The sequence below is a fragment of the Arthrobacter sp. SAFR-044 genome (assembly GCF_059414985.1).
The window spans coordinates 61,126-82,343 of record NZ_JBPFDN010000013.1; the positions used below are offsets into that span (position 1 = coordinate 61,126).

The window sequence follows — 21,218 nt, forward strand, 5'->3', positions numbered from 1 at the left end:
TTCGGCTCGATAGGAGGAAACCATGACTGAACCCATCAAAATCGGCATCGGCGGGCCCGTCGGCGCCGGCAAAACCCAGCTCGTGGAACGGCTCACCCGGCACATGAGCGGCGATATCTCCATGGCCGCCATCACCAACGACATCTACACCATCGAGGACGCCAAAATCCTCGCCGCCAACGGCATCCTCCCTGCAGACCGGATCATCGGCGTCGAAACTGGCGGCTGCCCGCACACCGCCATCCGCGAAGACACCTCCATGAACACCGCCGCCATCGAGGAACTCAAAGTCCGGCACCCCGACTTGCAGGTCATCTTCGTCGAATCCGGCGGCGACAACCTCTCCGCCACCTTCAGCCCCGAACTGGTGGACTTCTCCATCTACATCATCGACGTTGCCCAAGGCGAGAAAATCCCCCGCAAAGCCGGCCAGGGCATGATCAAATCCGACCTCTTCATCATCAACAAAACCGACCTCGCACCCCACGTCGGCGCCGACCTCGCCGTCATGGAACGGGACTCCAAGGAATTCCGTGGCAACAAGCCGTTCTGCTTCACCAACCTCAAAACCGACGAAGGCCTCGAGAAGGTCATCGAATGGATCCGGCACGACGTCCTGATGCTCGATTTGGCATGAGTACGACGGCGGACTCGGGTTCAGCGCTCGCCGCACCGGGGCCTGCGCCCGCGGGTGAGGCCGCTTCCGGCGCTTCACCGGGGATAGGGGGCCGTGCCCGCTTCGCGGTGCCCACCACGCCGCGGCCCCCTATCCCCGGCTCCGCTTTTGCTGGCAGGTCACCGATGGGCGAGCTTGAGCTTCGGGTCGCCGTTCGTGGGCAGCGCTCAGTTGCTTCGCATCAGTACCATCGTGGTGCCTTGAGGGTTATGCGGCCGCATTACCTCGATGACTCCGGACAGGTTTGTTATGTGGTCGTGAATCCTGGCGGGGCTTATCTTGGGGCGGACCTCTTTCGCATTGATGTTGAGGTGGGGGACTCTGCTTCTCTGCTGCTGACTACGCAGTCTGCGACGAAGGTTTATCGGACTCCCGGGTCTTTTGCTGAGCAACGGATGGCTGTGCGGCTGGGGGAGGGGGCGCGGCTGGAACTCATGCCGGACCAGCTCATCGCCTACCGGGAAGCCAGCTACCGGCAGCGGACGTCCGTGACCCTGCGGCCGTCGTCGTCGCTGGTCATGGCCGAGGTTGTGACGCCCGGCTGGTCGCCCGACGGCGCCGCCTTCCGGTATGAGGAAGTGCGCCTGAGGAACCACATCTGTGTGGAAACAGGGGCGGGCGCCGAACTGCTGTCGCTGGACAACCTGCTGATCCGGCCGCCGCTCCACGACGTCACCGGGCTGGGGTTCATGGAAGGCTACAGCCACCTCGGATCGCTGGTGGTGGTGGATCCCCGGGTGGACCAGGCGCTTGCCGACGAACTGCACCTGCTGACCACTGACCACCAGGCCCTGACCGGCATCTCGCTGACCCGCACTGTTGCGGGGACCACCGGGCTGGTGCTGCGGAGCCTCTCCAACAGCACGGACGAGCTGACCCGCCTGCTTCGATCCTGTACTGACCTGCTGCGCGGACGCTGGTACGGCCAGGGGCCGCTGGACCTGAGGAAGCACTGATGGCCGGCATCGCCACGCTCTACCGGGACCGGGACTCGCTGCCGCTCCGGACCCGGGCGCTCTTCACCTTTGGTGCCGTGGCCGCGCTGCACGCTGCCGCCGTCGTCCTTTTGCTTGCCGGAACCCGGACCGGGGGCGGCGGGGCGCTCTCTTGGGGACTTGTCCTTACCGCCTACCTGGCCGGGGTGAAGCACAGCTACGACTGGGACCACCTGGCCGCCATCGACAACTCCACCCGGAAGTTCGTGGCACAGCGGCAGCATCCGGTGAGTGTGGGCTTCGCGTTCAGCCTGGGGCACAGCTCGGTGGTGACCCTGGCGGGGGTGCTGGTAATCGCCGGTGCGTCCATGGTTGGCGGCCTGATGGAGGACGGTACGGCCGGGAACCTGGTGCTGGGGCTGATCGGCAGCGGTGTATCCGGGGTGTTCCTGCTGGCCATGGGGCTGTTCAACGGCTCGGCGTTCACCCGCTCGGCCGCTGCCTTCCGGCGTTCCCGGGCCGGAGCAGCCATTGATCCCCGCGACCTGGAACCGCAGGGACTGGTGGCGCGGCTGCTGGCCAAACCCCTCGCCAGGGTGCGCCGGCCGCGGAACATCTACGTGATTGGCTTCCTCTTTGGGCTGGGTTTCGATACCGCCACCACCATCGGGCTGCTGATGATGACGACGGCGGCGTCCCTGGCCGGGGTGCCCCCGTTTGCCCTTCTCGCCCTGCCGCTCGCCTTCGCAGCCGCGATGACACTGTGTGATTCAGTGAACGGCATGGCGATGATGCGGATGTACCGCTCGGCACTGGCCGACCCGCGACGGAAGCTTGGCTTCAACGCGCTGGTGACGGGTATCTCTGCCGTCTCGGCCCTGTTCATTGCCGTGATCACTTTGGCCGGCTTCTTTCACGCCGCATTCGGCCTGCATGATCCGGTGACGGCTTGGCTTTCATCGATCGACCTGGGCGACGCCGGCTTGCTGCTTGTGGCGCTGCTGCTGGCCGTCTGGGGCGGGGCCGCGCTCGCGTGGAGGCAGGCCCGGAACGGATAGGGCGCGGTGCCGGCACCCATTGCCGGCACCGCGCCCCCATGTGTGGGCGGCTCCTAGCCGAAATCGGCCACGTAGCTGGGAACTCCGACGGCGTCCGTGGACACCGGCGCTCCGGTGTCATTGACTACGTGGTCCAGCGTCCCGGCCCCGAGGTTCACCGTCAGCAGGCTGTGCAGCTTCACGCCGGGCGTCACCGGGACCTCGAAGCCGCGGGTGGCGTGGATGGTGGGGTCCACGTTGTTGTACACATAGCTGCCGCCGCCCCAGAGTTCATGGGTCTTGACGGAATCCGAGACCTTGTACCCGGCCCAGCCGAGGACCCCGTCATGCTGCCACGCTGCCTGGTTGGGGGCGTCATAGGGCAGTTCGTTCTGGAAGAAGACCGTTTTGCCGTTTTCGCCGTTCCAGATGACGTTGTACTCCTGGTAGTGCTCCACGAACAGGCCGGTCGCAGTGACGTTGTTACCGTTGACGATCACGCCGTTCCTGCCGGTGTTGGTGGTCCAACCGACACCGTTCCCATGGTCCGCGCGCCAGGCCCAGATGTGGTCCAGGAGGACGTTGTCGCTGTTGACTTCAAGGCTGACCGAGGCCTTGCCCACGTGGGGCCCGCCGATGCGGAAGAACACATCGTGGAGTGTGGTGGGATTGGCCGGATCGCTGTGGAGGGCAGAGTTGGCCGGTCCGCTCCCCGCGCCCGCGATTGCCTTGCCGATGCGCATCAGGGCCGGGGAATTCACTTCGCCGGCGTCCACGGTGACGGCGGCAATGTCTACTCCTGGGACGTCCGCGACTGCCAGGGGAACTGATCCGTTGACGGCGGAAAGTGTTGCCATTCCAAGTCCAAGGATCACCGTTCCTGCCCGCTTGACCTCGATGCTTTGGTCAACGTCGTAGACGCCGGGGGTCAGAATGAGGTTCTTTCCACGCGCCAGCTGCGAGTTGATGGCCTGGACCGAATCGCCGGGCGATGCGATGTAGAAGTCGGCCAACGGGATGCTGCGGCCTTCGGTAGGGCCGTTTTCCCACGTGGTCCCTGCTGAGTCCTGGCGGACGGAGGGCACGAACACGCTGTACTGGCCGGCGGGGTCCACGGTCAGGTAGGGCTTCTCCCTGCTGATCGGAGTCGTGTCCAAGGTGGTGTACGGCGGGTCCGGGAAGGAATCCGCAGGCGCCCCGTTGACGCCCGAGAACACCTGGTTCCAGACCCCGTTGGACCAGCTTCCGATGCTGCTGCCGCGCACAAGGTACTGCTGCTGGGAGCCATTGATGACGGCACCCGTCTTTGAGTCCGCGATAAAGCCCCCGCTGGCGTACTGCGGGCCGGCGGTGCAGTAGTCCATCAGGGAGAGGTTGCCGCCCGTGATGTTGACCCTGCGCATCGGTGCGGCCTGGGATGCTGCCCAGAAATTCGCCGAGCTGCGGCAACCTTCCAGTCCGGTCACGTTGATGGTGAGGTTGGACAGGGAACGCCAGAAGTTGTTCAGCGCGATGCAGTTGTCCGCGGTGAGGCACCGGTTGTAGACGTCCACGTGTCCGTTGATGGTGACATCAGTGGGTGCAGCGCCCAGTCCCGCCACCTCGGTGGAGTAGCCCACCTGGACGATCAGCGGCTCCTCGGGGGTGCCATAAGTCCCGGGTTTGAACAGCAGTGAGTAGCGCTTTGAGCCCATCTCGTCGTCCACCTGCTGGGCCGCAATGGAGTCCACGGTGGCCTGGATCTGGGCCACCGGCATGCTTGGATCGAAGACATAAGTATTGGGTCCGAAAGGGTTTTGCAAAGTCTGTGCCGGCGGCGGTGGCGAGGCCGGAGCCTGGACTGCGGGCTGTGCAACTGACGGTGCGGCTTGTGCTGGAACGGTCCCGCCGGCAGCGAAAAGCCCAAGGAGAAGGGCCGTGGCGGCCGCAACGGTGCCGGCATGGGGCCGGCGGCGCGCCGGAAGGGGTCTGGGTGCGTCAGGGCGTAAGGCTAGCGGCATTGCTGGTCCTGTCAGTGGAGGGGCTGGACGACCATAACGGCTGCAACAGGCAGCCCGGGTCGAGTGATGGGAGCGCTCCCGTCGGGGAAGCGTAGCATCGGGTTTTTGCCCCGGCAAGGGTTTCGCGGGAGCGCTCCCACTGTGTCGGGGTGTCGTATTGTCGATGTGATGAAGGAAAAGACCAGCCGGCCCGGCCTGACCGGCGCGGGATCGGCCAGTCCCACGCTCGAGGACCTGGCGTCAGCTGCCGGGGTGTCCCGCTCCACCGCTTCCCGTGCCATTAACGGCGGCTCCAAGGTGAGTGCGCAGGCCCAGGCTGCCGTTGATGCCGCGATCGTGGCACTCGGCTACACCCCAAACCGTGCGGCCCGAAGCCTGGTGACCCGGCGCACGGGTTCGGTGGCGCTGGTCATCCCCGAACCCGACGCCAGGGTCATGATGGACCCGTACTTCGCCGCGGTGATCACGGGAGTCAATGAAGCACTGCGCGACACCGACCTGCAGCTGGTGCTGCTGATGTCCCGGGCAGGGGACGACTCAGCGCGGACCATCCGCTACCTGCGCGGCGGCCACGTCGACGGGGCGATCGTAGTGTCCCACCACCGCGCCGACGACTGGGTGGAAACCTTGGGGGCCACCGGCCTGCCAACCGTCTTCATCGGCAGGCCGTGGGACACGTCGTCCGGAATTCCCTACGTGGACCTGGACAACTTCGAGGGCGGCCGGCTGGCTGCACGGCACTTGGCGGGCATCGGCCGCAGCAGGCTCGCGACCGTCGCCGGCCCTCCTGACATGACGGCCGCCGTCGACCGCCTGGAAGGATGGCTGCAGGGACTCAGGGAAGCCGGCGTTGAGCCCGGACCGGTCATGCACGGGGACTTCACGACGGCGGGAGGTGCCGCCGCTGCCAAGAGCCTCCTCGCCGGGACGCACGACGTGGACGGCATATTCGCCGCCTCCGACCTTATGGCGCTCGGCGTGGTGGACACTCTTCGCACCGCCGGGCGGCGGGTGCCGGACGATGTGGCGGTGGTGGGCTTCGACAACCACCCAATCCAGGCGGCAAACGGCCTGGGCCTCACCACCGTGGCCCATCCCGTGGCGGATATCGCGGCTGCGGCCGGAAAGCTGCTGGTCAGCGCCATCGGCAACCCCGGCGAGGCCTGGGAGCCCATCATTTATTCGGCAGAACTGGTGGTGCGCGGAAGCACTGTTTTGTAGCCCGTTGCGGAGCGGCCACTGCCAATTGCCTGCCGCAACTTACGCCGCCAGCCCGCCCTTCACCTTGCGGTGCGTCCGGTGTCGTGCCGGGGCCAGGCGTGAGTGGGCGCCCGCGAGAACCTCGCTGCCGTCCGGCACCGTGCTGTCGGAGTCCAGGTGCACACCGTGCTCAATCAGGACGCTGGAGCCGATGCGCGAGTGGCTGCCGATGTGGACGCGGTTGCCGATCACCGTGCCCCGGCCGATCCGCACGCCGTCGCCGATGACCGTCCGGTCACCGATGGTCGCGCCGCGGTCGATCCAGCTGCCGTGTCCAATCCGGCAGCCTGAACCCACCTGCGCGCCGTGCTCCACGTAGGTCATGGGGCCGATCCGGGCGCTGTCCGCCACGCTGGCTCCCGGTGCAATGAGCCCGCCGCCGTTGTCATGGCGGGCATACCGGGTGACCTTACCGGCGTCGTCCTCGACTGACACAAACTTTGCGGTCATACCGTCCCTCGTTAACACCGCGGTTATTTACCGCGCAGTAAGTTAACGGCCGGGAGGGCGCCGGGATTCCCGAACAGGGACTCGAAAGGACGCTACGCCACCAGGTTCGCGGCGGCGGTGTCCATGTGTTCCAGGATGGTCTTCCGCGCCAACGTGGCGTCCCCGGTGTCGATGGCGCCCACGATGTCCTTGTGGCGGTCCACGCTCATGTTGCTGACGCCCTTTTCCAGGCCCGCGAACATGATGGACATCCGGATGGACCCTTCCAAGGACTCCCAGGAGTGGAGGAGGGTTTCGTTGCCGGTGAGCCGGCAGAGGGTGCGGTGGAATTCAAGGTCGGATTCGATCCGTTCCTCCAGGCTCCCGTTTCCAGCGTCCGTCATGGCGTCGATGGCCTTGTGCAGCGATTCGGTGACATGCTGCCGGTCCGGCAGTTCACAGAGCGTCCGGGCGGCGAGGGATTCCAGGGCGGCGCGGACAGCGTAGATGTCCCGGATTTCCTTCTCATCCAGGTGGCGGACGGAGAGGCGGCCGCGGGGTCCGGCGGACAGCAGGCCCTCCTGTTCCAGCTGGCGGAGGGCCTCACGGAGCGTGCCGCGGCTGATCTGCAGCATCTCGGACAATTCGGTTTCCACCAGGTGCCGTCCGGGTTCCAGCTCGCCGCTGGTGATGGCGGTCCTCAGCGCCGAGAGCGCCTGCTCGCGCAGGCTTTTCTTTTCCAGTCCCAGCAGCGGGGCGGTCAGTCCGGCCATGGCTTGTCCTCATTGTCATAAGTCGACTGTTTACAGTCGGTAGTGGTTCCGATATTACGACAGAAAGCACGGCTCCGGCTTAGGACCGGTGCCGTGCTTTCTGCATCCGACAACTGCCCTTAGCCGAGTTCGGCGAGGACCTTGGCTACGATGCGGTCCACGGAGAGCCCGTAGCGCTCGTGCAGGGTGGGCAGGGCGCCGGCATCGAGGAACTGGTCCGGGAGTCCGATGGGCACCACGCGTTTGCCTACTCCGGCGGTGACGACGGCGGAGGCGACGGTTTCGAACAACCCGCCCACCACGGAGTGGTTCTCCAGGGTGACGGCCAGGCGGTCCGTGTTGATCTCCTTAAGGACGGTCTCGGCGTCGAACGGCTTGATGGTGGGGGTGTGCACGACGGCGACGTCCACGTTGTGCGCCGCCAGGGCCTTGGCTGCCTGCAGGGCGCGCATGGTCATCAGGCCGGAGGAGATGAAGACAACATCGTTGCCGCCCCGCAGGACCTTGGCCTTGCCGAGTTCGAACGTGTAATCGTACTCGTCCAGGACCGTGGGCACGTTGCCGCGCAGCAGCCGCAGGTAGGTGGGTCCTTCCGATGCGGCGAGCTGCGGGATGGCCTGTTCGATGTCGATCGAGTCGCAGGGGTCCACGATGGTCAGGTTGGGCATGCCGCGGAAGATCGCCATGTCCTCGGTGGCCTGGTGGCTGGGGCCGTAGCCGGTGGTCAGGCCCGGCAGGCCGCCCACGATGTTGACGTTCAGGTTCGGTTCGGCCGCGTCCAGGCAGAGGAAGTCGTAGGCGCGGCGGGCAGCGAACACCGAGTAGGTGGATGCAAACGGGACCAGCCCGGTTTCGGCCAGGCCTGCAGCAGCGCCGAAGAGCAGCTGCTCGGCCATGCCCATTTGGAAGAACCGCTCCGGGAAGGCCTTGGCGAAGATGTGCATGTCCGTGTACTTGCCCAGGTCAGCGGTCAGGCCCACGATTTTGTCGTTTTCCTGTGCGGCCTTGACCAGGGCGTGCCCGAACGGCGCGGAGGAGGTCTTCTGGCCGGGATCGGCGAAGGATGCGATCATCGCCGAGGTCTTCAGCTTCGGCTTGGCGGGTGTTGCAGCGGCTGCTGCGGTGTCCGGGGCCTCGGTGGTGGTGCTCATGCTGAAGCCTTTCCTTCGTAGCCGGCGGTGAGCTGTTCGCGGCAGATCTGCCATTCGTTCTCTTCGATGCGCATGAAGTGCGCCTTTTCGCGGTCTTCCAGCAGCGGAACGCCCCGGCCCACCTTCGTGTCGCACAGGATCACGGAGGGGCGTCCGACGGCGGCGGCCTGGGCGGCTGCGTTGTCGAACGCTGCCAGCAGCGCGCCGACGTCGTTCCCGTCCACCCGCTGGGTGTACCAGCCAAACGATTCCCACTTTTCAGTGACCGGTTCGGTGCGGAGCACCGTGTCCGTCTTGCCGTCGGCCTGCAGGGCGTTGATGTCCACCATGGCGGTGAGGTTGCCCAGCTGGTGGTGGTGCGCGCCCATCGCGGCTTCCCAGGTGGAGCCCTCGTCCAGTTCCCCGTCGGAGAGGAAGTTGAACACCCGGGCGGAGGAACCCTGGTAGCACAGGCCCAGGGCCATGCCGACGGCGATGGTCAGGCCGTGCCCCAGCGAGCCGCCGGAAATTTCCATGCCGGGCGTGTAGGTGGACATCCCGGACATCGGCAGGCGGGAATCGTCCGAGCCGTAGGTCTCCAGTTCCTCCACCGGGACAATCCCGGCTTCGGCGAGAGCGGCATAGTGGCCGATGGCGTAGTGGCCGGTGGAGAGCAGGAACCGGTCGCGGGCTTCCCAGTGCGGGTCCTCGGCGCGGAAGCGGAGCTGGTCACCGTAGACGGTGGCGAGCATGTCCGCGGCACCCAGGGCCTGGCCCACGTACCCCTGGCCCTGGACCTCGCCCATGTTCAGGGCATGGTGCCGGATCCGGTAGGCGGCGGCGCTGATCTTCTCCAGCCGTTCCGGAGTCACCGCAGTCTGCAGTGTTTGTTCCTGCAGTGTTTGTCCCTGCGGGGCGGCGTCCTGGACGGTATCTGTAGGCATTACTGGCTCCGTGGTCGTTTCGTGCGTGGTGGTCATTCAGGCGTTGACGGTGTTCGGGGTGCTTTTGGTGGCCTCGTCAGCCAGCTCACGTTCCCGCTTGCCCCAGGTTTCCCGGGTGGCGACGGCGGCCCAGAGGCCGATCAGGGCGTACGCGCCGAAGAGCAGCGCGGGGCCCATCCAGCCGAAGCTGACGAACAGCAGGGTGGTGATGAAGGGGGTGAAGCCGGACACCATGGCCGAGATCTGGTACGCCAGGCTGGCGCCGGAAGCGCGGGTCTTGGCCTGGAAGAGCTCCGGGAACCAGGCGCCCTGGGCGCCGGCCAGCGAGTTCTGGCACACGGCGTAGGAGATCACGATGGTCAGGATGATGGCGATGAACAGGCCGGTGTTCACCAGCAGGAACATCGGGATGGCGAACAGGGCCGCGAAGGCGGTGGACCAGACGTACAGCGGGCGGCGGCCAATGCGGTCCGTCAGTGCGGCCCAGGCCTGGGTGGCGAAGATGCCGATGGCCGAAGCGATGCAAAGCGCGATCAGCGTCTGGCTCTTGTCCGCCAGGTGCTGGCTGTTGAGGTAGGAAATCATGTACGTGATGGAAACGGCGTAGCCGGCGGTCTCGGCGATGCGGAGGCCGATGCCCTTGACGATGTTGCGCCAGTCCGTCTTGATGACCTCCACGATGGGTGCCTTGACGATGGCGCCGCTGTCCTTGACCTCATCGAAGACGGGGGACTCGGGGACCTTGGAGCGGATGATCAGGCCAACGATGACCAGCAGGATGCTGGCCAGGAACGGGATGCGCCATGCGAGTTCGTTGCCGAGCTGGACGCTGAACAGGAAGGTCAGGTTGGCCAGCAGCAGGCCCACGGGGAAGCCGGCCTGGACGATGCCGGTGTACTTGCCCTTGGCCTTCCAGGGTGCGTGTTCGTAGCTCATCAGGATGGCGCCGCCCCATTCCGCACCGAAGGCCAGGCCCTGGACGATGCGGACGAAGACGAGCAGTGCCGGGGCGAGCAGCCCGACTGCGGCATAGGTGGGGAGCAGGCCGATGGCGAAGGTGGCCAGGCCCATCAGGATGAGGGAGGCGACGAGGACGGGCTTGCGGCCCACCTTGTCACCAAGGTGCCCGCCAATGATGCCGCCAAGGGGGCGGGCTGCGAATCCGACCCCCAGGGTGGCGAACGAGGCGAGGGTGCCCGTCACGGGATCGGTTCCCGGGAAGAAAGCAGTGCCGAAGTACAGTGCGGCAGCGGTGCCGAAGCCGATGAAGTCATACGTCTCAATCACGGCCCCCACGCCGGATCCGATGGCAACTCGGCGCGCATCCTTGGTGCCGTGGACCGGGCCGCGCATGGTCAGAGCATCTTTGCTCATGGTGGTTCCCTTTCGAAAAGCGGCCGAAGAAAGTCCGCGCTGTCGACTGTTAACAAATGATGGGTTCCAGTGTGACCCACATCATTCCGACTGTCAACAGTCGACTTTCAGAGTTGACTGTTGACAGTTAACGTCCCTATTGTGGTCCTCATCACTACTGCCCGGCACGAACCAAAGGATCAACGATGTTCCATTCCAGACTTGGGTGCTCATCCATCAGCTTCCGGCACCAGGACCTGGGCAGCGCCCTGCGCACCATGAAGGGGCTGGGCTTCGAAGAGATCGATCTGGGCGCGCTGCCCGGAGTATGTGACCACGTACCGTTCGGGCTCGACGCCGGTGCCGTCGCCGCAGTTTCCGCCGAGGTCACCGCTTCGGGCCTGCGCGTCCGTTCGGTAAACGGCGACATCGGGGACCTGAACAGGGTGCTCGACGACGAGGGCCGGGCCGCGCGGGAGCGCCACCTTGACGCCCTGCTCACCTTGACTGCCAACATCGGTGCGAAGGCGCTGGTCCTGCCCTGCGGCGCCCTGGACCACACCCCTGTACGGAGCGTCGACGAGGACCTGGACCTCGTTGCCGCCCAGCTCATTGGTGCCGGGCGGCGGGCGGCGGAGTTCGGCGTCGAACTCTGGACCGAATCCCTGCACTTCCTGCGGTTCTGCTGGAACCTGGAGCGCGCGGAACTGCTGGCCGACCGCCTTGCAGGTTCCGGCGTCGGAATCGTCATGGACTTCAGCCACATCGTGGCGTCCGGCGAGGACATCCAGGCCTACCTGGACCGGCACCAGGGCCGCCTCGTCCACGTCCACTTGCGCGATGCCGTGCCGGGGAACATCAACCTCAGCATCGGCAACGGGGACGCCGACTTCGCCGGGGGCCTGAAACGGCTCGCCGCCGACGGGTACACCGGCCACTTCTCGCTCGAACTGGAAACCCGGGACGTCACCAACGACGAACGCCCGGCCGCCGCCGCCAAGGCAGCAAGCTTCATCACCGACCTCATCTGAGCCCCACCTGCGTAGATGCCGTTGGGACCCCATAACGACAACTACGTGGGCCCCTGCCGGCGAGGGCCCCGACCTGAGCTTGCGAAGGTTGGGAGCCGGTAGGGAGCAATCGATCCACCAAAACAATTCAAGGAGCACCACCATGACCACCATCCAGCGCACCGCCGTCCTCACCGGAGCAACCTCAGACCGCGGCATTGGCATCACCACCGCCCGCCGCTACGCCCGTGACGGCTGGGGCATCGTGATCCTGGACCTCGACGGCGAAAAGTCCGCCAAGGTCGCGGCCGAAATCGGCAACGAATTCAACGTCCCCGCCTTCGGCCACGAGATCGACGTCGCCAACGAAGCCTCCGTGACCGCCGCCCAGGCAGCCGTCGCCGCCGAAGTGGCCGCCGGCAACCTCCCGCCAGTCGGCGCCCTGGCCAATATCGCCGGCATCACCTCGCCCATTCCGTTCCTGGAGACCACCCTTGAGCTGTGGCACAAGGTCATGGACGTCAACGCCACCGGCACCTACCTGGTGACCAAGGCTTTCCTGCCGGACATGATCGCCAATGGCTGGGGCCGGATCGTGAACATGTCCTCCGTCTCCGCCCAGCGCGGCGGCGGCGTCTTCGGCAAGGTCCCCTACTCCGCCGCGAAGGCAGCCATCCTGGGCTTCACCAAGGCCCTGGCCCGTGAACTCGGCACCACCGGCGTCACCGTCAACGCCATCACCCCCGGCGCCGTGGACACCAACATCCGCGTGGGCAGCACCGAGGAGCAGGAAGCGGCCATCAACGCCGGCATCCCGCTGGGCCGCAACGCCACCACCGAGGAAGTGGCCGCCGTGATCGCCTTCCTCTCTTCCGAGGACTCGGCCTACCTCACCGGCACCACAATCGACATCAACGGCGGCAGCCACATCCACTAGCAGCCACCCCCGACAGCCCCCAGCACTGACAGCACCCGGACGCCGGAGAACCCACCATGACCAAAATCTTCAACGACCCCTCAGAGTTCGCCGAGGAGGCCCTGGCAGGCTTCTGCGACGTCCATTCAGACCTGGTCCGCCAGGTCCAGGGCGGCGCCGTCCGCCGCTACCGGCCCACGCAGCCCAAGGTTGCCGTGCTTACCGGCGGCGGCTCCGGCCACTACCCGGCCTTCGCCGGACTGATCGGCAGCGGCTTTGCCGACGGCGCGGTGGTGGGCAACATTTTCACCTCGCCGTCCGCCCAGCAGGCCTACTCCGTGGCCAAGGCTGCAGAGTCCGGCGCCGGCGTCATTTTTACCTACGGCAACTATGCCGGCGACGTGATGAACTTCGGCATGGCCAGCGAGCGGCTGGCTGCCGAGGGCATCGCCGTGGAGAACGTCCTGGTGACGGACGACATCGCCAGCGCCCCGCCGTCGGAATCGGCGAAGCGCCGCGGCATCGCCGGTGACTTCACAGTGTTCAAGGTGATGGGTGCGGCCGCGGAGAACGGCGCGGACCTGGCCGAGGTGGTCCGCCTGGGCCGCAAGGCCAACGACCTGACCCGCACCATCGGCAGTGCGTTTGCCGGCTGCACGTTCCCGGGCGCCGAAGCCCCGCTGTTCACCCTCCCCGAGGGGCAGATGGGCCTGGGCCTGGGCATCCACGGCGAGCCGGGCCTGCACGATACCGACCTGCCTTCGGCGAAGGACCTGGGCCAGGAACTGGTAGCCCGGGTACTCTCCGAAACCCCGCCGAACGCCGGCAAGCGCATCGCGGTCATCCTTAACGGGCTCGGGTCCACCAAGCACGAGGAACTGTTTGTCCTCTGGGGGACCGTTGCACCGCTGCTGCGCGCCGCCGGCTACACGCTGGTGATGCCTGAGGTGGGCGAGCTGGTCACCAGCCTGGACATGGCCGGCGTCTCGCTGACCGTGACCTGGCTGGACGAGGAACTGGAACCGCTGTGGGCGGCCCCTGCAGAAACCCCGGCATACCGCCGCGGTGCAGTGTCAGCCCAGGCGGGAACTTCCGCCCAGGAAGAAGCGGCCGACGCCGGCGCGGCCGCGGAGGCGTTCGTCGCCAGTGACGCCTCCCGTGGGTACGCCGCGGCCTGCGTCGAGGCCATCGGTGCGGCGCGCGCCCTGCTGCACGGCGCCGAGGAACAGCTGGGCCGGATGGACGCCATCGCCGGCGACGGCGACCACGGCCGCGGCATGGTCCGCGGCGTGGATGCCGCAGCCGCAGCAGCCGCCGACGCGCTCGGCCGGGGCGCCGGCGCCGGTGACGTGCTGGCCGCCGCAGGTGACGCGTGGGCAGACAAGGCCGGCGGAACTTCCGGTGTCCTGTGGGGAGCCGGGCTCCGCGCTTTCGGCGAGACGGTGGGGAACTCCTCGGCGCCTGAAACCGCCGTCCTTGCCGCCGGTGTGACGGCGTTCGCAGACCGGATCGTCCAGCTGGGCAAGGCTGAAATTGGCGACAAGACCATGGTGGACGCGCTGCTGCCGTTCGCCTCCACCTTCAGCCGTGCGGTGGCCGACGGGACGGCGCCGGGCCTGGCCTGGCAGGATGCCGCCCGCGACGCGGCAGCCGCCGCGGAGGCAACCGCCGATTTGCTGCCCCTGAAGGGACGCGCCCGCCCGCTGGCCGAGAAGAGCCTGGGCACCGCCGATCCCGGCGCGACGTCCCTTGCCATGGTCTTCGCCGTCATGGGGCCCCACTTCACCACCACCACCAGCACTGCACCGGCAGGAGCCAAGTAATGACGACGGAAGGACACCCCATGGGGCTGCGGCTCATTGTCGGCGCGGATGAAGCCGGCGTGGACTACAAGGACAAGGTCCTCGCGGACCTCCGCAACGATCCCCGCGTCAGCGAGGTGATCGACATTGGCGTGAACCGCACCGACGCCGCGGACGACTTCACCAGGCCCTATCCCTACGTGGGCATCGCTGCCGGTGAGATGATCCGGGACGGCAAAGCGGACCGGGCCATCCTTTTCTGCGGCACGGGCATCGGCGTGGCGATCGCCGCGAACAAGGTGGAAGGCATCCGGGCCACCGCCGCGCACGACTCGTTCTCGGTCGAGCGCTCCATCCTGTCCAACGACTGCCAGGTTCTCACCATGGGCCAGCGCGTGGTGGGCATTGAGCTGGCCCGCCGCCTGGCAAAGGAATGGATCGGGTACACGTTCGATCCGTCGTCGGCCTCGGCGGGCAAGGTCAAGGTTCTCACCGACTTCGAGGGCTGCTAGCAAGAGTCCGGGCGCGGGGCGGCAGTTGTTCAGCGAACAGCTGCCGCCCGGCCGCACCGTACTCCTACACTGGGGTGATGATCACAGTCACCGGAAGTGTGGAAACCAACCTGTCCGCGGAGAAGGCCTTTGCCTTCATGAGTGAGTTCGAAAACACCAGCAAGTGGGACCCCAACACCCCTGTCATGGACAAGATGACCCCGGGGCCCGTGGCGGTGGGCCACAAATACCACGCCGAGTCCGAGTTCCGCGGAAAGCGCCAGACCCTGGTTTATGAGGTCATCGAGCTGACGGAGAACCACATCAAGCTGCGCGGCGAGAACAAGACGGTCACAGCCTTTGATTCCATCGACGTAAGCCCCAACGGAGCGGGATCGGTGGTGAAGTACACCGCCGAGTTCAGCATCAACGGGCCGGCCAAGATCATCCAGCCGCTGTTGAAGCCTGCCTTCATGTCGCTGCGCGACCCTGCACTGAACGGGATCCGGGACACGCTTAACGCGCTGGCAGCGGCCTGACGCCCTCGAAGAACTCCCGGATCTCTCCGCGCGGATCCTCTTCCACCCGGGCGTTGTCGTCGAGCACCATAGTGCTGCGCGCTGCCCCAAACCCGGGCCAATCAAGTCCGGCAGATGCCGGGTTTCCGGTCGCGGCGAAGGCCGCCCAGGCTCCGCTCATGGCGTCGCTGAGGGACTGCGGCGCCATGCCCCGGGTAAGGAACGCAGCCTCCGGTGCGTCCAGGTGCCGGAAGACGAAGGGGATGTCCAGTGCGTGGCAGGCGCCAAGTTTTCCGCCCATCGCCGGGCTGCGCCACGTGAACAGGTAGGCGAAGGTCTTTCCGGCGCCGTTTCGTGCAGCCTCTTGGCGCGCTGCCAGAAGCCGGTTGCTGGGTTGGCGATAGACGGTATCGGCGATGGCGGCCTCCAACAGTTCCTTGCCGCCGGGCTGCCGCGACAACACCCGGGTGAGCGCTTCTGTGTAGCCCGACGCATCCGCGGACGGCACCCCGGCTGAGGCCAGGACGGCGGCGGCGCGGTCAGGGTAGTCCGGGTCGCCGGCGGCGGCCGGCCGCATCTCGACGGCGAAGGAGCCCTCGTTGAGGTTGGTTCCGATCAGCAGGTCCACCCCGCTGTTGAGCCCGGCATGCACACTGTCCAGCGGCGGCACCGGCAGCGACGGCGTCCCCACCGTGGGCTGGAAAGGCAGCGGGACGGCGAAGGTTTTGGCTGCGAGCTGTCGCTCCAGGGCAGCCTGGGCTTCCAGCAGCCGCTCCACAGGGAGGGTGAGCAGTTCCTTCGCGGTCGGTCCGTCCAGGCCGCACAGCCCCAGGAACCCGGCGCTGACGCGGGCCGACTCCTCCGGCCGGCGGTACCGTTCGACGGTGCCGCTTTGCATGATGGCCCGGCGGAACAGCCCTTCCGACGCCGGCATCCCCAGCAGGGTGCCGATCGCTGCCGCGCCTGCGGACTCGCCGAAGACGGTGACGTTGTCCGGGTCGCCGCCGAACGCGGCGATGTTCCGGCGGACCCAGCGCAGGGCCTCCAGCTGGTCCAGCAGGGCAAGGTTGGACGAATCCTCGTAGCCCTGCCCCAGCAGGTCCGCCAGGTGCAGGAACCCCAGGGCGCCCAGGCGGTAATTAATGGACACCAGCACCACGCCCGCCGCGGCGGCGAGCCGGGCGCCGTCGTACATGCCGTCACTGTTGGCGCCCGAAAGATATGCGCCGCCATGGATCCATACCATGACCGGCCTGCCCGGGCCATCCGTGGCCGGTGTCCAGATGTTCAGGTTGAGGCAGCCTTCCTCGCTCCAGGTGCGCGGCCTGGCGCCGGGCGGCGCGGGGTTTTCCGGGTTCTGCGGCGCAGCGGGACCAGCTGCAGTGCAGTCCAGCACGCCGGCCCACGGAGCGGCCGGGACCGGAGGACGGAAGCGGTTGGCGCCCGACGGCGGCGCAGCGTATGGAATGCCAAGGAACCTGTGGATGGTGGTCCCGTCAGCATCAAGGGAGCTGCCGCGGACTGATCCTGCGGGGGTGGAGAGGCGCGTCATGGTTGACAGGTTACGGCCTCTGCGAAGGTAGGCTGGCATCACCGTCCGGCAGTGGGCGGCCACGAAGCTGTGGCTTTTCAATACTGTCCGGGAGGTAAGTCGCGTGTCCAACGCCGACGTCTCTGGTGCCGAAAACTTTCCTGATGTTGCCCTGCACCTTCAGGAGTCGTTCCTCCAAAACCCCGAGGTGGGGGCAATTCTCCAGGACCTGGCAGCATACGCGGCGTCCAGGCTTGGCAGCCCGGGCCGCGAGTGCTGCTGTGAAGTTACGGTGCTGCGCCCCAAAAAACCCCTGACCACGGCCTGCAGCAACCCCGGCGCCGGGGGAATGAACCAGCTGGAATTCGAACACGGGGACGGTCCGGGCCTGATGGCCATGCGGACCGCCACGACCGTCCTGGTGGCCGACCTGCGGCTGGAGAACCGCTGGCCGGAGTATGTGCAGGCTGTTCGGGGCCTGGGGTTCCGTTCGCTGGTGAGCATCCCTGCAGGGCTGGAGGGTGATGCGCAGGGCGTGCTGACGTTTTACTGTTCACAGCCCGTGGCCCTGGGCAGCAATGAAGTGGACGTCGCCGAGACGTTTGTCCGGCAGGCCTCCAAAGGACTGACGCTTGCCTTGCGCATGCTGAAACTGGAGGAAACCAGGGATGGCATGACCGCAGCCATGCGGACGCGCACCGTGATCGACCTTGCCACCGGTGCCATCATGGCGCAGAACCGCTGCAGCCAGGCAGCCGCCTTCAAGCTGCTGCGGGACGCGTCCAGCACCCGGAACATGAAACTCCGGGAGGTGGCGGCTGTCGTGGTGTCGTCCGTTGCCGGCGCCGCCGACACCTTTACCTACTTCGACGAGTAGGGGCCTTTCCGCTCAGGGCCTTGCGGCCCCGGCTGGCAGAGGACCAGGGCATAACTGCTCAGGGGAGCGCGCAGCAGCAGGCCTTCGGCGGCGCAGTGTTCATTGACGGCCTGGGCCAGCGCGTCCCGCTCCTTCGGCGAGAGGGTGGCCTGGCCGTCGCAGTAGTCGCGGATGAGCTGTTCCGAGGCGTCACCACCCAGCCCGACGAACTCCAGCCACAGCTGGGCCAGGTCCAGCCGGTGCTCCTTGATGACGGCACCGGTCAGGGCCTGCTGGTCAATGGCATCCATCGTCCCGTCCTAGCCTTGGTTGCACTCCGACACTTGGTCTTCGGAACGGCCGGCCCGGTGGATGGGAAAAGAATCAGAAACTTTTTGACTGCACCGCGTGCCCCGCAGGGGGACCTTTGCCCCTAGGCAGCGAACCGGCCCAAGCAGTCAACTTGAGTGTCTGGAGCAGGGACGACAACAGGAGGCAAGGACCATGGGCGCATGTGATGTCTGCGGCAGCAGCGAGGGCCGTATGTTCACCGTCAGCATGGGAAACCAGACCGGCACGTTCGACAGTTTCGAATGCGCCATCCATATGATGGCTCCCGCCTGCGAGCACTGCGGCTGCCGGATCCTGGGCCACCCCGTTGAGAGCGAAGCCGGCATCTACTGCTGCGTCCACTGTGCAAGGGAAGCCGGAAATCCACACCAGGCTGCCAAGCCGGAGCATTCCACAGTGGCCGTTCCGGCGCACGGTGCGACGACGGACCAGGGTTAGTCCCGACGGCACCAGGTGAGCTAAAGGAGAGTCGTGGCCGGTAACGGAAGCTTCAGGATCGTCGTGGGGGTGGACGGCTCCGACCAGTCCAAGGCGGCAATGGACTGGGCGGTGGAGGAATCCAGGCTGCGCAACGGTGAAGTCCAGGCCGTGACGGCCTGGAGCTTCCCTTACGTCAGCGATGCCATGGGGACGGCGTGGGACTATGAGATCTTCCAGAAGGACGCCCAGGCCATTCTTGAAGCAGAGCTCGAACGCGTGAAGGACCAGGGTGTGACCGTTACCGGCCGCATCGTGGAGGGAAACCCGGCCTCTGCGCTCATCGACGCTTCGAAGGATGCCGACCTGGTGGCAGTCGGGTCCCGCGGCCACGGCGGATTCACCGGCATGCTGCTGGGCTCCGTGTCCCACCAGACCATCCACCACGCGCACTGCCCGGTGCTGGTGATCCGGGAGCCGGACGCGGATTAGCCGCCGGCACACCTTTCCCTTTCGGTGATTGGAAAGTGCCGTCCTGCGAATCTGCCGCCGCTGCGAGGCTTGCCGGATGGACATGATTCGCATTGAGCCGCGCTGCCGGGTGGTAATCGACAATGACTGGGCAGGGGACCCGGACGGGCTGGTTGCCCTGGCCCATCACGCAATGTCGCCCGCCAACGAAATCGTGGCGGTTACCAGCTCACTGACCAACCCGATGTTCGGCCTGCCGGAGGGCATGGCCCAAAGAGGCGCGGACCTGGCCACGGAATTGCTGCGCGTCCTCAAGTTTCCGGAGCTGGCAGTGGCCCAGGCCGGGCCCGACCTTCCCTTCACGGGCAAACCGCGGAACAATGCTGCTGCCCGTGCCATTGTGGACGCCGCGGCGGCCGGGGGAGAACTGCCCCTGATCCTTGTCTGCGCCGGCCCGCTCACCAACGTCGCCGACGCGCTCCTGCTGCATCCCGCCGTCGCGTCCTCCCTCACCCTGGCCTGGGTGGGCGGAGCTGCGGCGAACGAGGAAGAATACAACTACTTCACGGATCCCGCCGCTGCGGACTTTGTGCTGGGAAACCAGGAGTTGGCGGTGTGGCAGTTCCCGGCGGAGACGTACCGGCAGGTGGTTGCCCCGGTGGCTGAACTCGACCATGCCTTCAGGAACTCAGGTCGGGCAGGTGCCTGGTTGTGGGAGCTCTTCAACCGCCTGGAGGTGCCTGATTTCGTGAAGTTCGGGCCGTTGTGGTGCCTGGGCGACAGCGCGCCCCTGGTGGTCACGGGGCTCGACGACGTTACGTCCACCTTCAGGGAAATCGGCACCCAGCCCTCCCGCCGGACCTACACCTCGGTGGATACGCGGCTGATCATCGCGGACTTCCTCGCGAAGCTGCGGCTGCATCAGTAAGCAGGACAATGGCCCGGACCTCTGAAAAGTGGTCCGGGCCATTGCCTGATGCTAGGCGGGCTGCGCCGCTCCCGCCTCGGCGTGCTGCCGGGCGAAGCTGCCCAGCCAGCGTGCGCTTTCCTTCGGAGTCCGCTCCTGGGTGGAACGGTCGACGGCGATCAGGCCGAACTTGGGACGGTAGCCGAAGATCCACTCGAAGTTGTCGAAAGCGGTCCATGCGATGTAGCCCCGCACGTCGATGCCGTCGGCAAGGCAGGAGGCAACGCCGTCGACCGCTGTCTCCAGATAGGCCACCCGCTGGGTGTCGTCCTCCGTGGCCAGGCCGTTCTCGGTGACGATCACGGGGATACCGGCCACGCGCCAGGCCTCCCGGATGGTTGCCTCCAGGCCCTGCGGGTAGATCTCCTCGCCCATCTGGTTGGTGGGAACGCCCTCCGGGGCGGGCGCGTGCCCGTCCGCTCCGTAGACAGTCCGGCCGTAGGTCTGGATGCCCACGAAGTCGTCGCCACGGGATGCTTCCAGGAACCGCTCGTTGACGTCGCGGCGCACCCGGTCCGCGATCTCCTCGCCGCCGGGAAGCGCCTGGATATCGGAGTTCGCCAGGGTCCAGCCGACCTGCAGGTCCGGGCGGTGCGCCTTGATGGCTGCAGTGGCGGCCCGGTGCGCGGCCAATTTGACGTTGAAACCCGCCTCGGTGGAGCAGAACTGGAACGGGGCGACCGTGCTGGCGTCCACGCCAAGACGCTCGGCAGCGGCAGCCCACATGGGGACCTTGCTGCGGTTTTCCGGTGCTTCGCCGCCGATGCCGAAGGATTCCAGCAGCCAGGGAAGGTTGGGCTCGTTCAGGGTGCAGGCGACGCCGATGAGCTCACCGAAGTGCCCCATCACGCGGTCGCAGTAGCGTGCGAAGAGCTCCGGCGTGCGTTCGCCCTCCCAGCCGCCCGAACGCAGCAGCCAGCGCGGTGACGCGAAGTGGTGGAAGGTGACCACCGGGGTGAGGCCGTGCTCCAGGCAGGCCTCCAGCACCCGCTTGTAGTGGTCCAGCCCAGTCACCGAGAAGTGGCCCTCCTCCGGTTCGATACGTGCCCACTCCAAGGAAAAGCGGTAGGTGGTGAAACCCAGGCCGGCAATCAGCGCAATGTCCTCCCGGTACCGGTGGTAGTGGTCTACGGCGTCCCCTGAAGGCTCGGCGAAGATGGTGCCCGGAAGGTGTTCCAGGAACCAGATATCGCTGTTGACGTTGTTGCCTTCCACCTGGTGGCCGGCGGTGGCCACCCCCCAAAGGAAGGTTCGCGGAAACGGGTTGGTCATAGGGATTCCTCTCATGATGGACGCGCGGCGGCGTCCCAGGCCTCACTGCCTAAATCCATCCTGTCGAGTAGCGTGACCG

Annotated in this window: 22 protein-coding genes; 13 read left to right on the forward strand and 9 right to left on the reverse strand. The window is 66.6% G+C overall.

Translation table 11 applies throughout. The features are described from left to right. The first annotated feature begins 22 nt into the window (after positions 1-22). From ureG to ACR65J_RS17700, 3 genes are all read left to right on the forward strand, one after another. A complete protein-coding gene (gene ureG / locus ACR65J_RS17690; protein WP_440171510.1) occupies positions 23-637 on the forward strand; it encodes an urease accessory protein UreG in 615 nt (204 codons plus the stop codon). Positions 638-801: 164 nt separating this feature from the next. Further along, the gene (locus ACR65J_RS17695) at positions 802-1,632 is read left to right on the forward strand and encodes an urease accessory protein UreD (protein ID WP_440171512.1); all 831 of its coding nucleotides are present in this window, start codon (positions 802-804) and stop codon (positions 1,630-1,632) included. Beyond that, positions 1,632-2,669, forward strand: coding sequence for a HoxN/HupN/NixA family nickel/cobalt transporter (locus ACR65J_RS17700; protein ID WP_440171514.1), 1,038 nt, complete (start codon positions 1,632-1,634; stop codon positions 2,667-2,669). Before ACR65J_RS17695 ends, ACR65J_RS17700 begins: the two co-directional genes overlap by 1 nt. Before the next feature lie 53 nt (positions 2,670-2,722). Here the strand turns inward: ACR65J_RS17700 and ACR65J_RS17705 are convergent, their stop codons facing one another. Next, positions 2,723-4,648, reverse strand: coding sequence for a pectate lyase-like domain-containing protein (locus ACR65J_RS17705; protein WP_440171516.1), 1,926 nt, complete (start codon positions 4,646-4,648; stop codon positions 2,723-2,725). Positions 4,649-4,816: 168 nt separating this feature from the next. Here ACR65J_RS17705 and ACR65J_RS17710 point away from each other — a divergent pair, with 168 nt between their 5' ends. Beyond that, entirely contained in the window at positions 4,817-5,869 is a 1,053-nt protein-coding gene (locus ACR65J_RS17710) for a LacI family DNA-binding transcriptional regulator (RefSeq protein WP_440171518.1), read from the forward strand. Between the two features lie 39 nt (positions 5,870-5,908). Here the strand turns inward: ACR65J_RS17710 and ACR65J_RS17715 are convergent, their stop codons facing one another. From ACR65J_RS17715 to ACR65J_RS17735, 5 genes are all read right to left on the reverse strand, one after another. Further along, a complete protein-coding gene (locus tag ACR65J_RS17715) occupies positions 5,909-6,358 on the reverse strand; it encodes a transferase (protein ID WP_440171519.1) in 450 nt (149 codons plus the stop codon). Between the two features lie 92 nt (positions 6,359-6,450). After that, complete coding sequence (locus tag ACR65J_RS17720) at positions 6,451-7,110, reverse strand: GntR family transcriptional regulator (RefSeq protein WP_440171521.1); 660 nt, start codon at positions 7,108-7,110, stop codon at positions 6,451-6,453. A 119-nt stretch (positions 7,111-7,229) separates the two neighbouring features. Beyond that, positions 7,230-8,261, reverse strand: coding sequence for a transketolase family protein (locus ACR65J_RS17725; RefSeq protein ID WP_440171523.1), 1,032 nt, complete (start codon positions 8,259-8,261; stop codon positions 7,230-7,232). Continuing rightward, complete coding sequence (locus ACR65J_RS17730; protein ID WP_440171525.1) at positions 8,258-9,184, reverse strand: transketolase; 927 nt, start codon at positions 9,182-9,184, stop codon at positions 8,258-8,260. Before ACR65J_RS17730 ends, ACR65J_RS17725 begins: the two co-directional genes overlap by 4 nt. A 36-nt stretch (positions 9,185-9,220) precedes the next feature. Continuing rightward, positions 9,221-10,558 carry an MFS transporter gene (locus tag ACR65J_RS17735; protein WP_440171527.1) on the reverse strand — a complete coding sequence of 446 codons (1,338 nt, stop codon included), beginning with the start codon at positions 10,556-10,558 and terminating at the stop codon, positions 9,221-9,223. A 185-nt stretch (positions 10,559-10,743) separates the two neighbouring features. On the opposite strand from ACR65J_RS17735, the gene ACR65J_RS17740 reads away from it, so the two are divergent. From ACR65J_RS17740 to ACR65J_RS17760, 5 genes are all read left to right on the forward strand, one after another. Then, positions 10,744-11,568, forward strand: coding sequence for a sugar phosphate isomerase/epimerase family protein (locus ACR65J_RS17740; protein WP_440171529.1), 825 nt, complete (start codon positions 10,744-10,746; stop codon positions 11,566-11,568). Between the two features lie 142 nt (positions 11,569-11,710). Continuing rightward, on the forward strand, positions 11,711-12,484 hold the full coding sequence (locus ACR65J_RS17745; protein ID WP_255174113.1) for an SDR family NAD(P)-dependent oxidoreductase: 774 nt from the start codon (positions 11,711-11,713) through the stop codon (positions 12,482-12,484). Positions 12,485-12,540: 56 nt separating this feature from the next. Then, positions 12,541-14,286 (forward strand): dihydroxyacetone kinase family protein, encoded by a 1,746-nt coding sequence (locus tag ACR65J_RS17750; protein ID WP_440171531.1) that lies wholly within the window; start codon positions 12,541-12,543, stop codon positions 14,284-14,286. Continuing rightward, positions 14,286-14,777 carry an RpiB/LacA/LacB family sugar-phosphate isomerase gene (locus tag ACR65J_RS17755; protein ID WP_440171533.1) on the forward strand — a complete coding sequence of 164 codons (492 nt, stop codon included), beginning with the start codon at positions 14,286-14,288 and terminating at the stop codon, positions 14,775-14,777. The genes ACR65J_RS17750 and ACR65J_RS17755 overlap by 1 nt, the downstream gene beginning before the upstream one ends. 77 nt (positions 14,778-14,854) lie before the next feature. Further along, positions 14,855-15,295, forward strand: coding sequence for an SRPBCC family protein (locus ACR65J_RS17760; protein ID WP_440171535.1), 441 nt, complete (start codon positions 14,855-14,857; stop codon positions 15,293-15,295). On the opposite strand, the gene ACR65J_RS17765 is transcribed toward ACR65J_RS17760, so the two are convergent. Further along, complete coding sequence (locus tag ACR65J_RS17765; RefSeq protein ID WP_440171537.1) at positions 15,273-16,826, reverse strand: carboxylesterase/lipase family protein; 1,554 nt, start codon at positions 16,824-16,826, stop codon at positions 15,273-15,275. The two genes, ACR65J_RS17760 and ACR65J_RS17765, sit on opposite strands and share 23 nt — an antisense overlap. Positions 16,827-16,929: 103 nt before the next feature. Here ACR65J_RS17765 and ACR65J_RS17770 point away from each other — a divergent pair, with 103 nt between their 5' ends. Then, a complete protein-coding gene (locus tag ACR65J_RS17770; RefSeq protein ID WP_440171539.1) occupies positions 16,930-17,682 on the forward strand; it encodes a GAF and ANTAR domain-containing protein in 753 nt (250 codons plus the stop codon). Here ACR65J_RS17770 and ACR65J_RS17775 read toward each other — a convergent pair. Then, entirely contained in the window at positions 17,667-17,972 is a 306-nt protein-coding gene (locus ACR65J_RS17775; protein WP_440171541.1) for a hypothetical protein, read from the reverse strand. The two genes, ACR65J_RS17770 and ACR65J_RS17775, sit on opposite strands and share 16 nt — an antisense overlap. 193 nt (positions 17,973-18,165) lie before the next feature. On the opposite strand from ACR65J_RS17775, the gene ACR65J_RS17780 reads away from it, so the two are divergent. The 3 genes from ACR65J_RS17780 to ACR65J_RS17790 all read left to right on the forward strand — a co-directional run bounded on the left by ACR65J_RS17780 (position 18,166) and on the right by ACR65J_RS17790 (position 19,828). Further along, on the forward strand, positions 18,166-18,450 hold the full coding sequence (locus ACR65J_RS17780) for a metallothionein (protein WP_440171543.1): 285 nt from the start codon (positions 18,166-18,168) through the stop codon (positions 18,448-18,450). 33 nt (positions 18,451-18,483) lie between these two features. Beyond that, positions 18,484-18,921 (forward strand): universal stress protein, encoded by a 438-nt coding sequence (locus tag ACR65J_RS17785; RefSeq protein WP_440171545.1) that lies wholly within the window; start codon positions 18,484-18,486, stop codon positions 18,919-18,921. A gap of 76 nt (positions 18,922-18,997) precedes the next feature. Then, positions 18,998-19,828, forward strand: coding sequence for a nucleoside hydrolase (locus ACR65J_RS17790; protein WP_440171547.1), 831 nt, complete (start codon positions 18,998-19,000; stop codon positions 19,826-19,828). A 51-nt stretch (positions 19,829-19,879) separates the two neighbouring features. On the opposite strand, the gene ACR65J_RS17795 is transcribed toward ACR65J_RS17790, so the two are convergent. Next, a complete protein-coding gene (locus ACR65J_RS17795; protein WP_440171549.1) occupies positions 19,880-21,139 on the reverse strand; it encodes a glycoside hydrolase family 1 protein in 1,260 nt (419 codons plus the stop codon). Positions 21,140-21,218: the final 79 nt, after the last annotated feature.

Bases quoted from the DNA above. Each gene is read 5' to 3' on its own strand.
- ureG (WP_440171510.1), top strand. From the start codon at position 23: ATGACTGAACCCATCAAAATCGGCATCGGCGGGCCCGTCGGCGCCGGC.
- ACR65J_RS17695 (WP_440171512.1), top strand. From the start codon at position 802: ATGGGCGAGCTTGAGCTTCGGGTCGCCGTTCGTGGGCAGCGCTCAGTT.
- ACR65J_RS17700 (WP_440171514.1), top strand. From the start codon at position 1,632: ATGGCCGGCATCGCCACGCTCTACCGGGACCGGGACTCGCTGCCGCTC.
- ACR65J_RS17705 (WP_440171516.1), bottom strand. From the start codon at position 4,648: ATGCCGCTAGCCTTACGCCCTGACGCACCCAGACCCCTTCCGGCGCGC.
- ACR65J_RS17710 (WP_440171518.1), top strand. From the start codon at position 4,817: ATGAAGGAAAAGACCAGCCGGCCCGGCCTGACCGGCGCGGGATCGGCC.
- ACR65J_RS17715 (WP_440171519.1), bottom strand. From the start codon at position 6,358: ATGACCGCAAAGTTTGTGTCAGTCGAGGACGACGCCGGTAAGGTCACC.
- ACR65J_RS17720 (WP_440171521.1), bottom strand. From the start codon at position 7,110: ATGGCCGGACTGACCGCCCCGCTGCTGGGACTGGAAAAGAAAAGCCTG.
- ACR65J_RS17725 (WP_440171523.1), bottom strand. From the start codon at position 8,261: ATGAGCACCACCACCGAGGCCCCGGACACCGCAGCAGCCGCTGCAACA.
- ACR65J_RS17730 (WP_440171525.1), bottom strand. From the start codon at position 9,184: ATGCCTACAGATACCGTCCAGGACGCCGCCCCGCAGGGACAAACACTG.
- ACR65J_RS17735 (WP_440171527.1), bottom strand. From the start codon at position 10,558: ATGAGCAAAGATGCTCTGACCATGCGCGGCCCGGTCCACGGCACCAAG.
- ACR65J_RS17740 (WP_440171529.1), top strand. From the start codon at position 10,744: ATGTTCCATTCCAGACTTGGGTGCTCATCCATCAGCTTCCGGCACCAG.
- ACR65J_RS17745 (WP_255174113.1), top strand. From the start codon at position 11,711: ATGACCACCATCCAGCGCACCGCCGTCCTCACCGGAGCAACCTCAGAC.
- ACR65J_RS17750 (WP_440171531.1), top strand. From the start codon at position 12,541: ATGACCAAAATCTTCAACGACCCCTCAGAGTTCGCCGAGGAGGCCCTG.
- ACR65J_RS17755 (WP_440171533.1), top strand. From the start codon at position 14,286: ATGACGACGGAAGGACACCCCATGGGGCTGCGGCTCATTGTCGGCGCG.
- ACR65J_RS17760 (WP_440171535.1), top strand. From the start codon at position 14,855: ATGATCACAGTCACCGGAAGTGTGGAAACCAACCTGTCCGCGGAGAAG.
- ACR65J_RS17765 (WP_440171537.1), bottom strand. From the start codon at position 16,826: ATGACGCGCCTCTCCACCCCCGCAGGATCAGTCCGCGGCAGCTCCCTT.
- ACR65J_RS17775 (WP_440171541.1), bottom strand. From the start codon at position 17,972: ATGGATGCCATTGACCAGCAGGCCCTGACCGGTGCCGTCATCAAGGAG.
- ACR65J_RS17780 (WP_440171543.1), top strand. From the start codon at position 18,166: ATGGGCGCATGTGATGTCTGCGGCAGCAGCGAGGGCCGTATGTTCACC.
- ACR65J_RS17790 (WP_440171547.1), top strand. From the start codon at position 18,998: ATGGACATGATTCGCATTGAGCCGCGCTGCCGGGTGGTAATCGACAAT.
- ACR65J_RS17795 (WP_440171549.1), bottom strand. From the start codon at position 21,139: ATGACCAACCCGTTTCCGCGAACCTTCCTTTGGGGGGTGGCCACCGCC.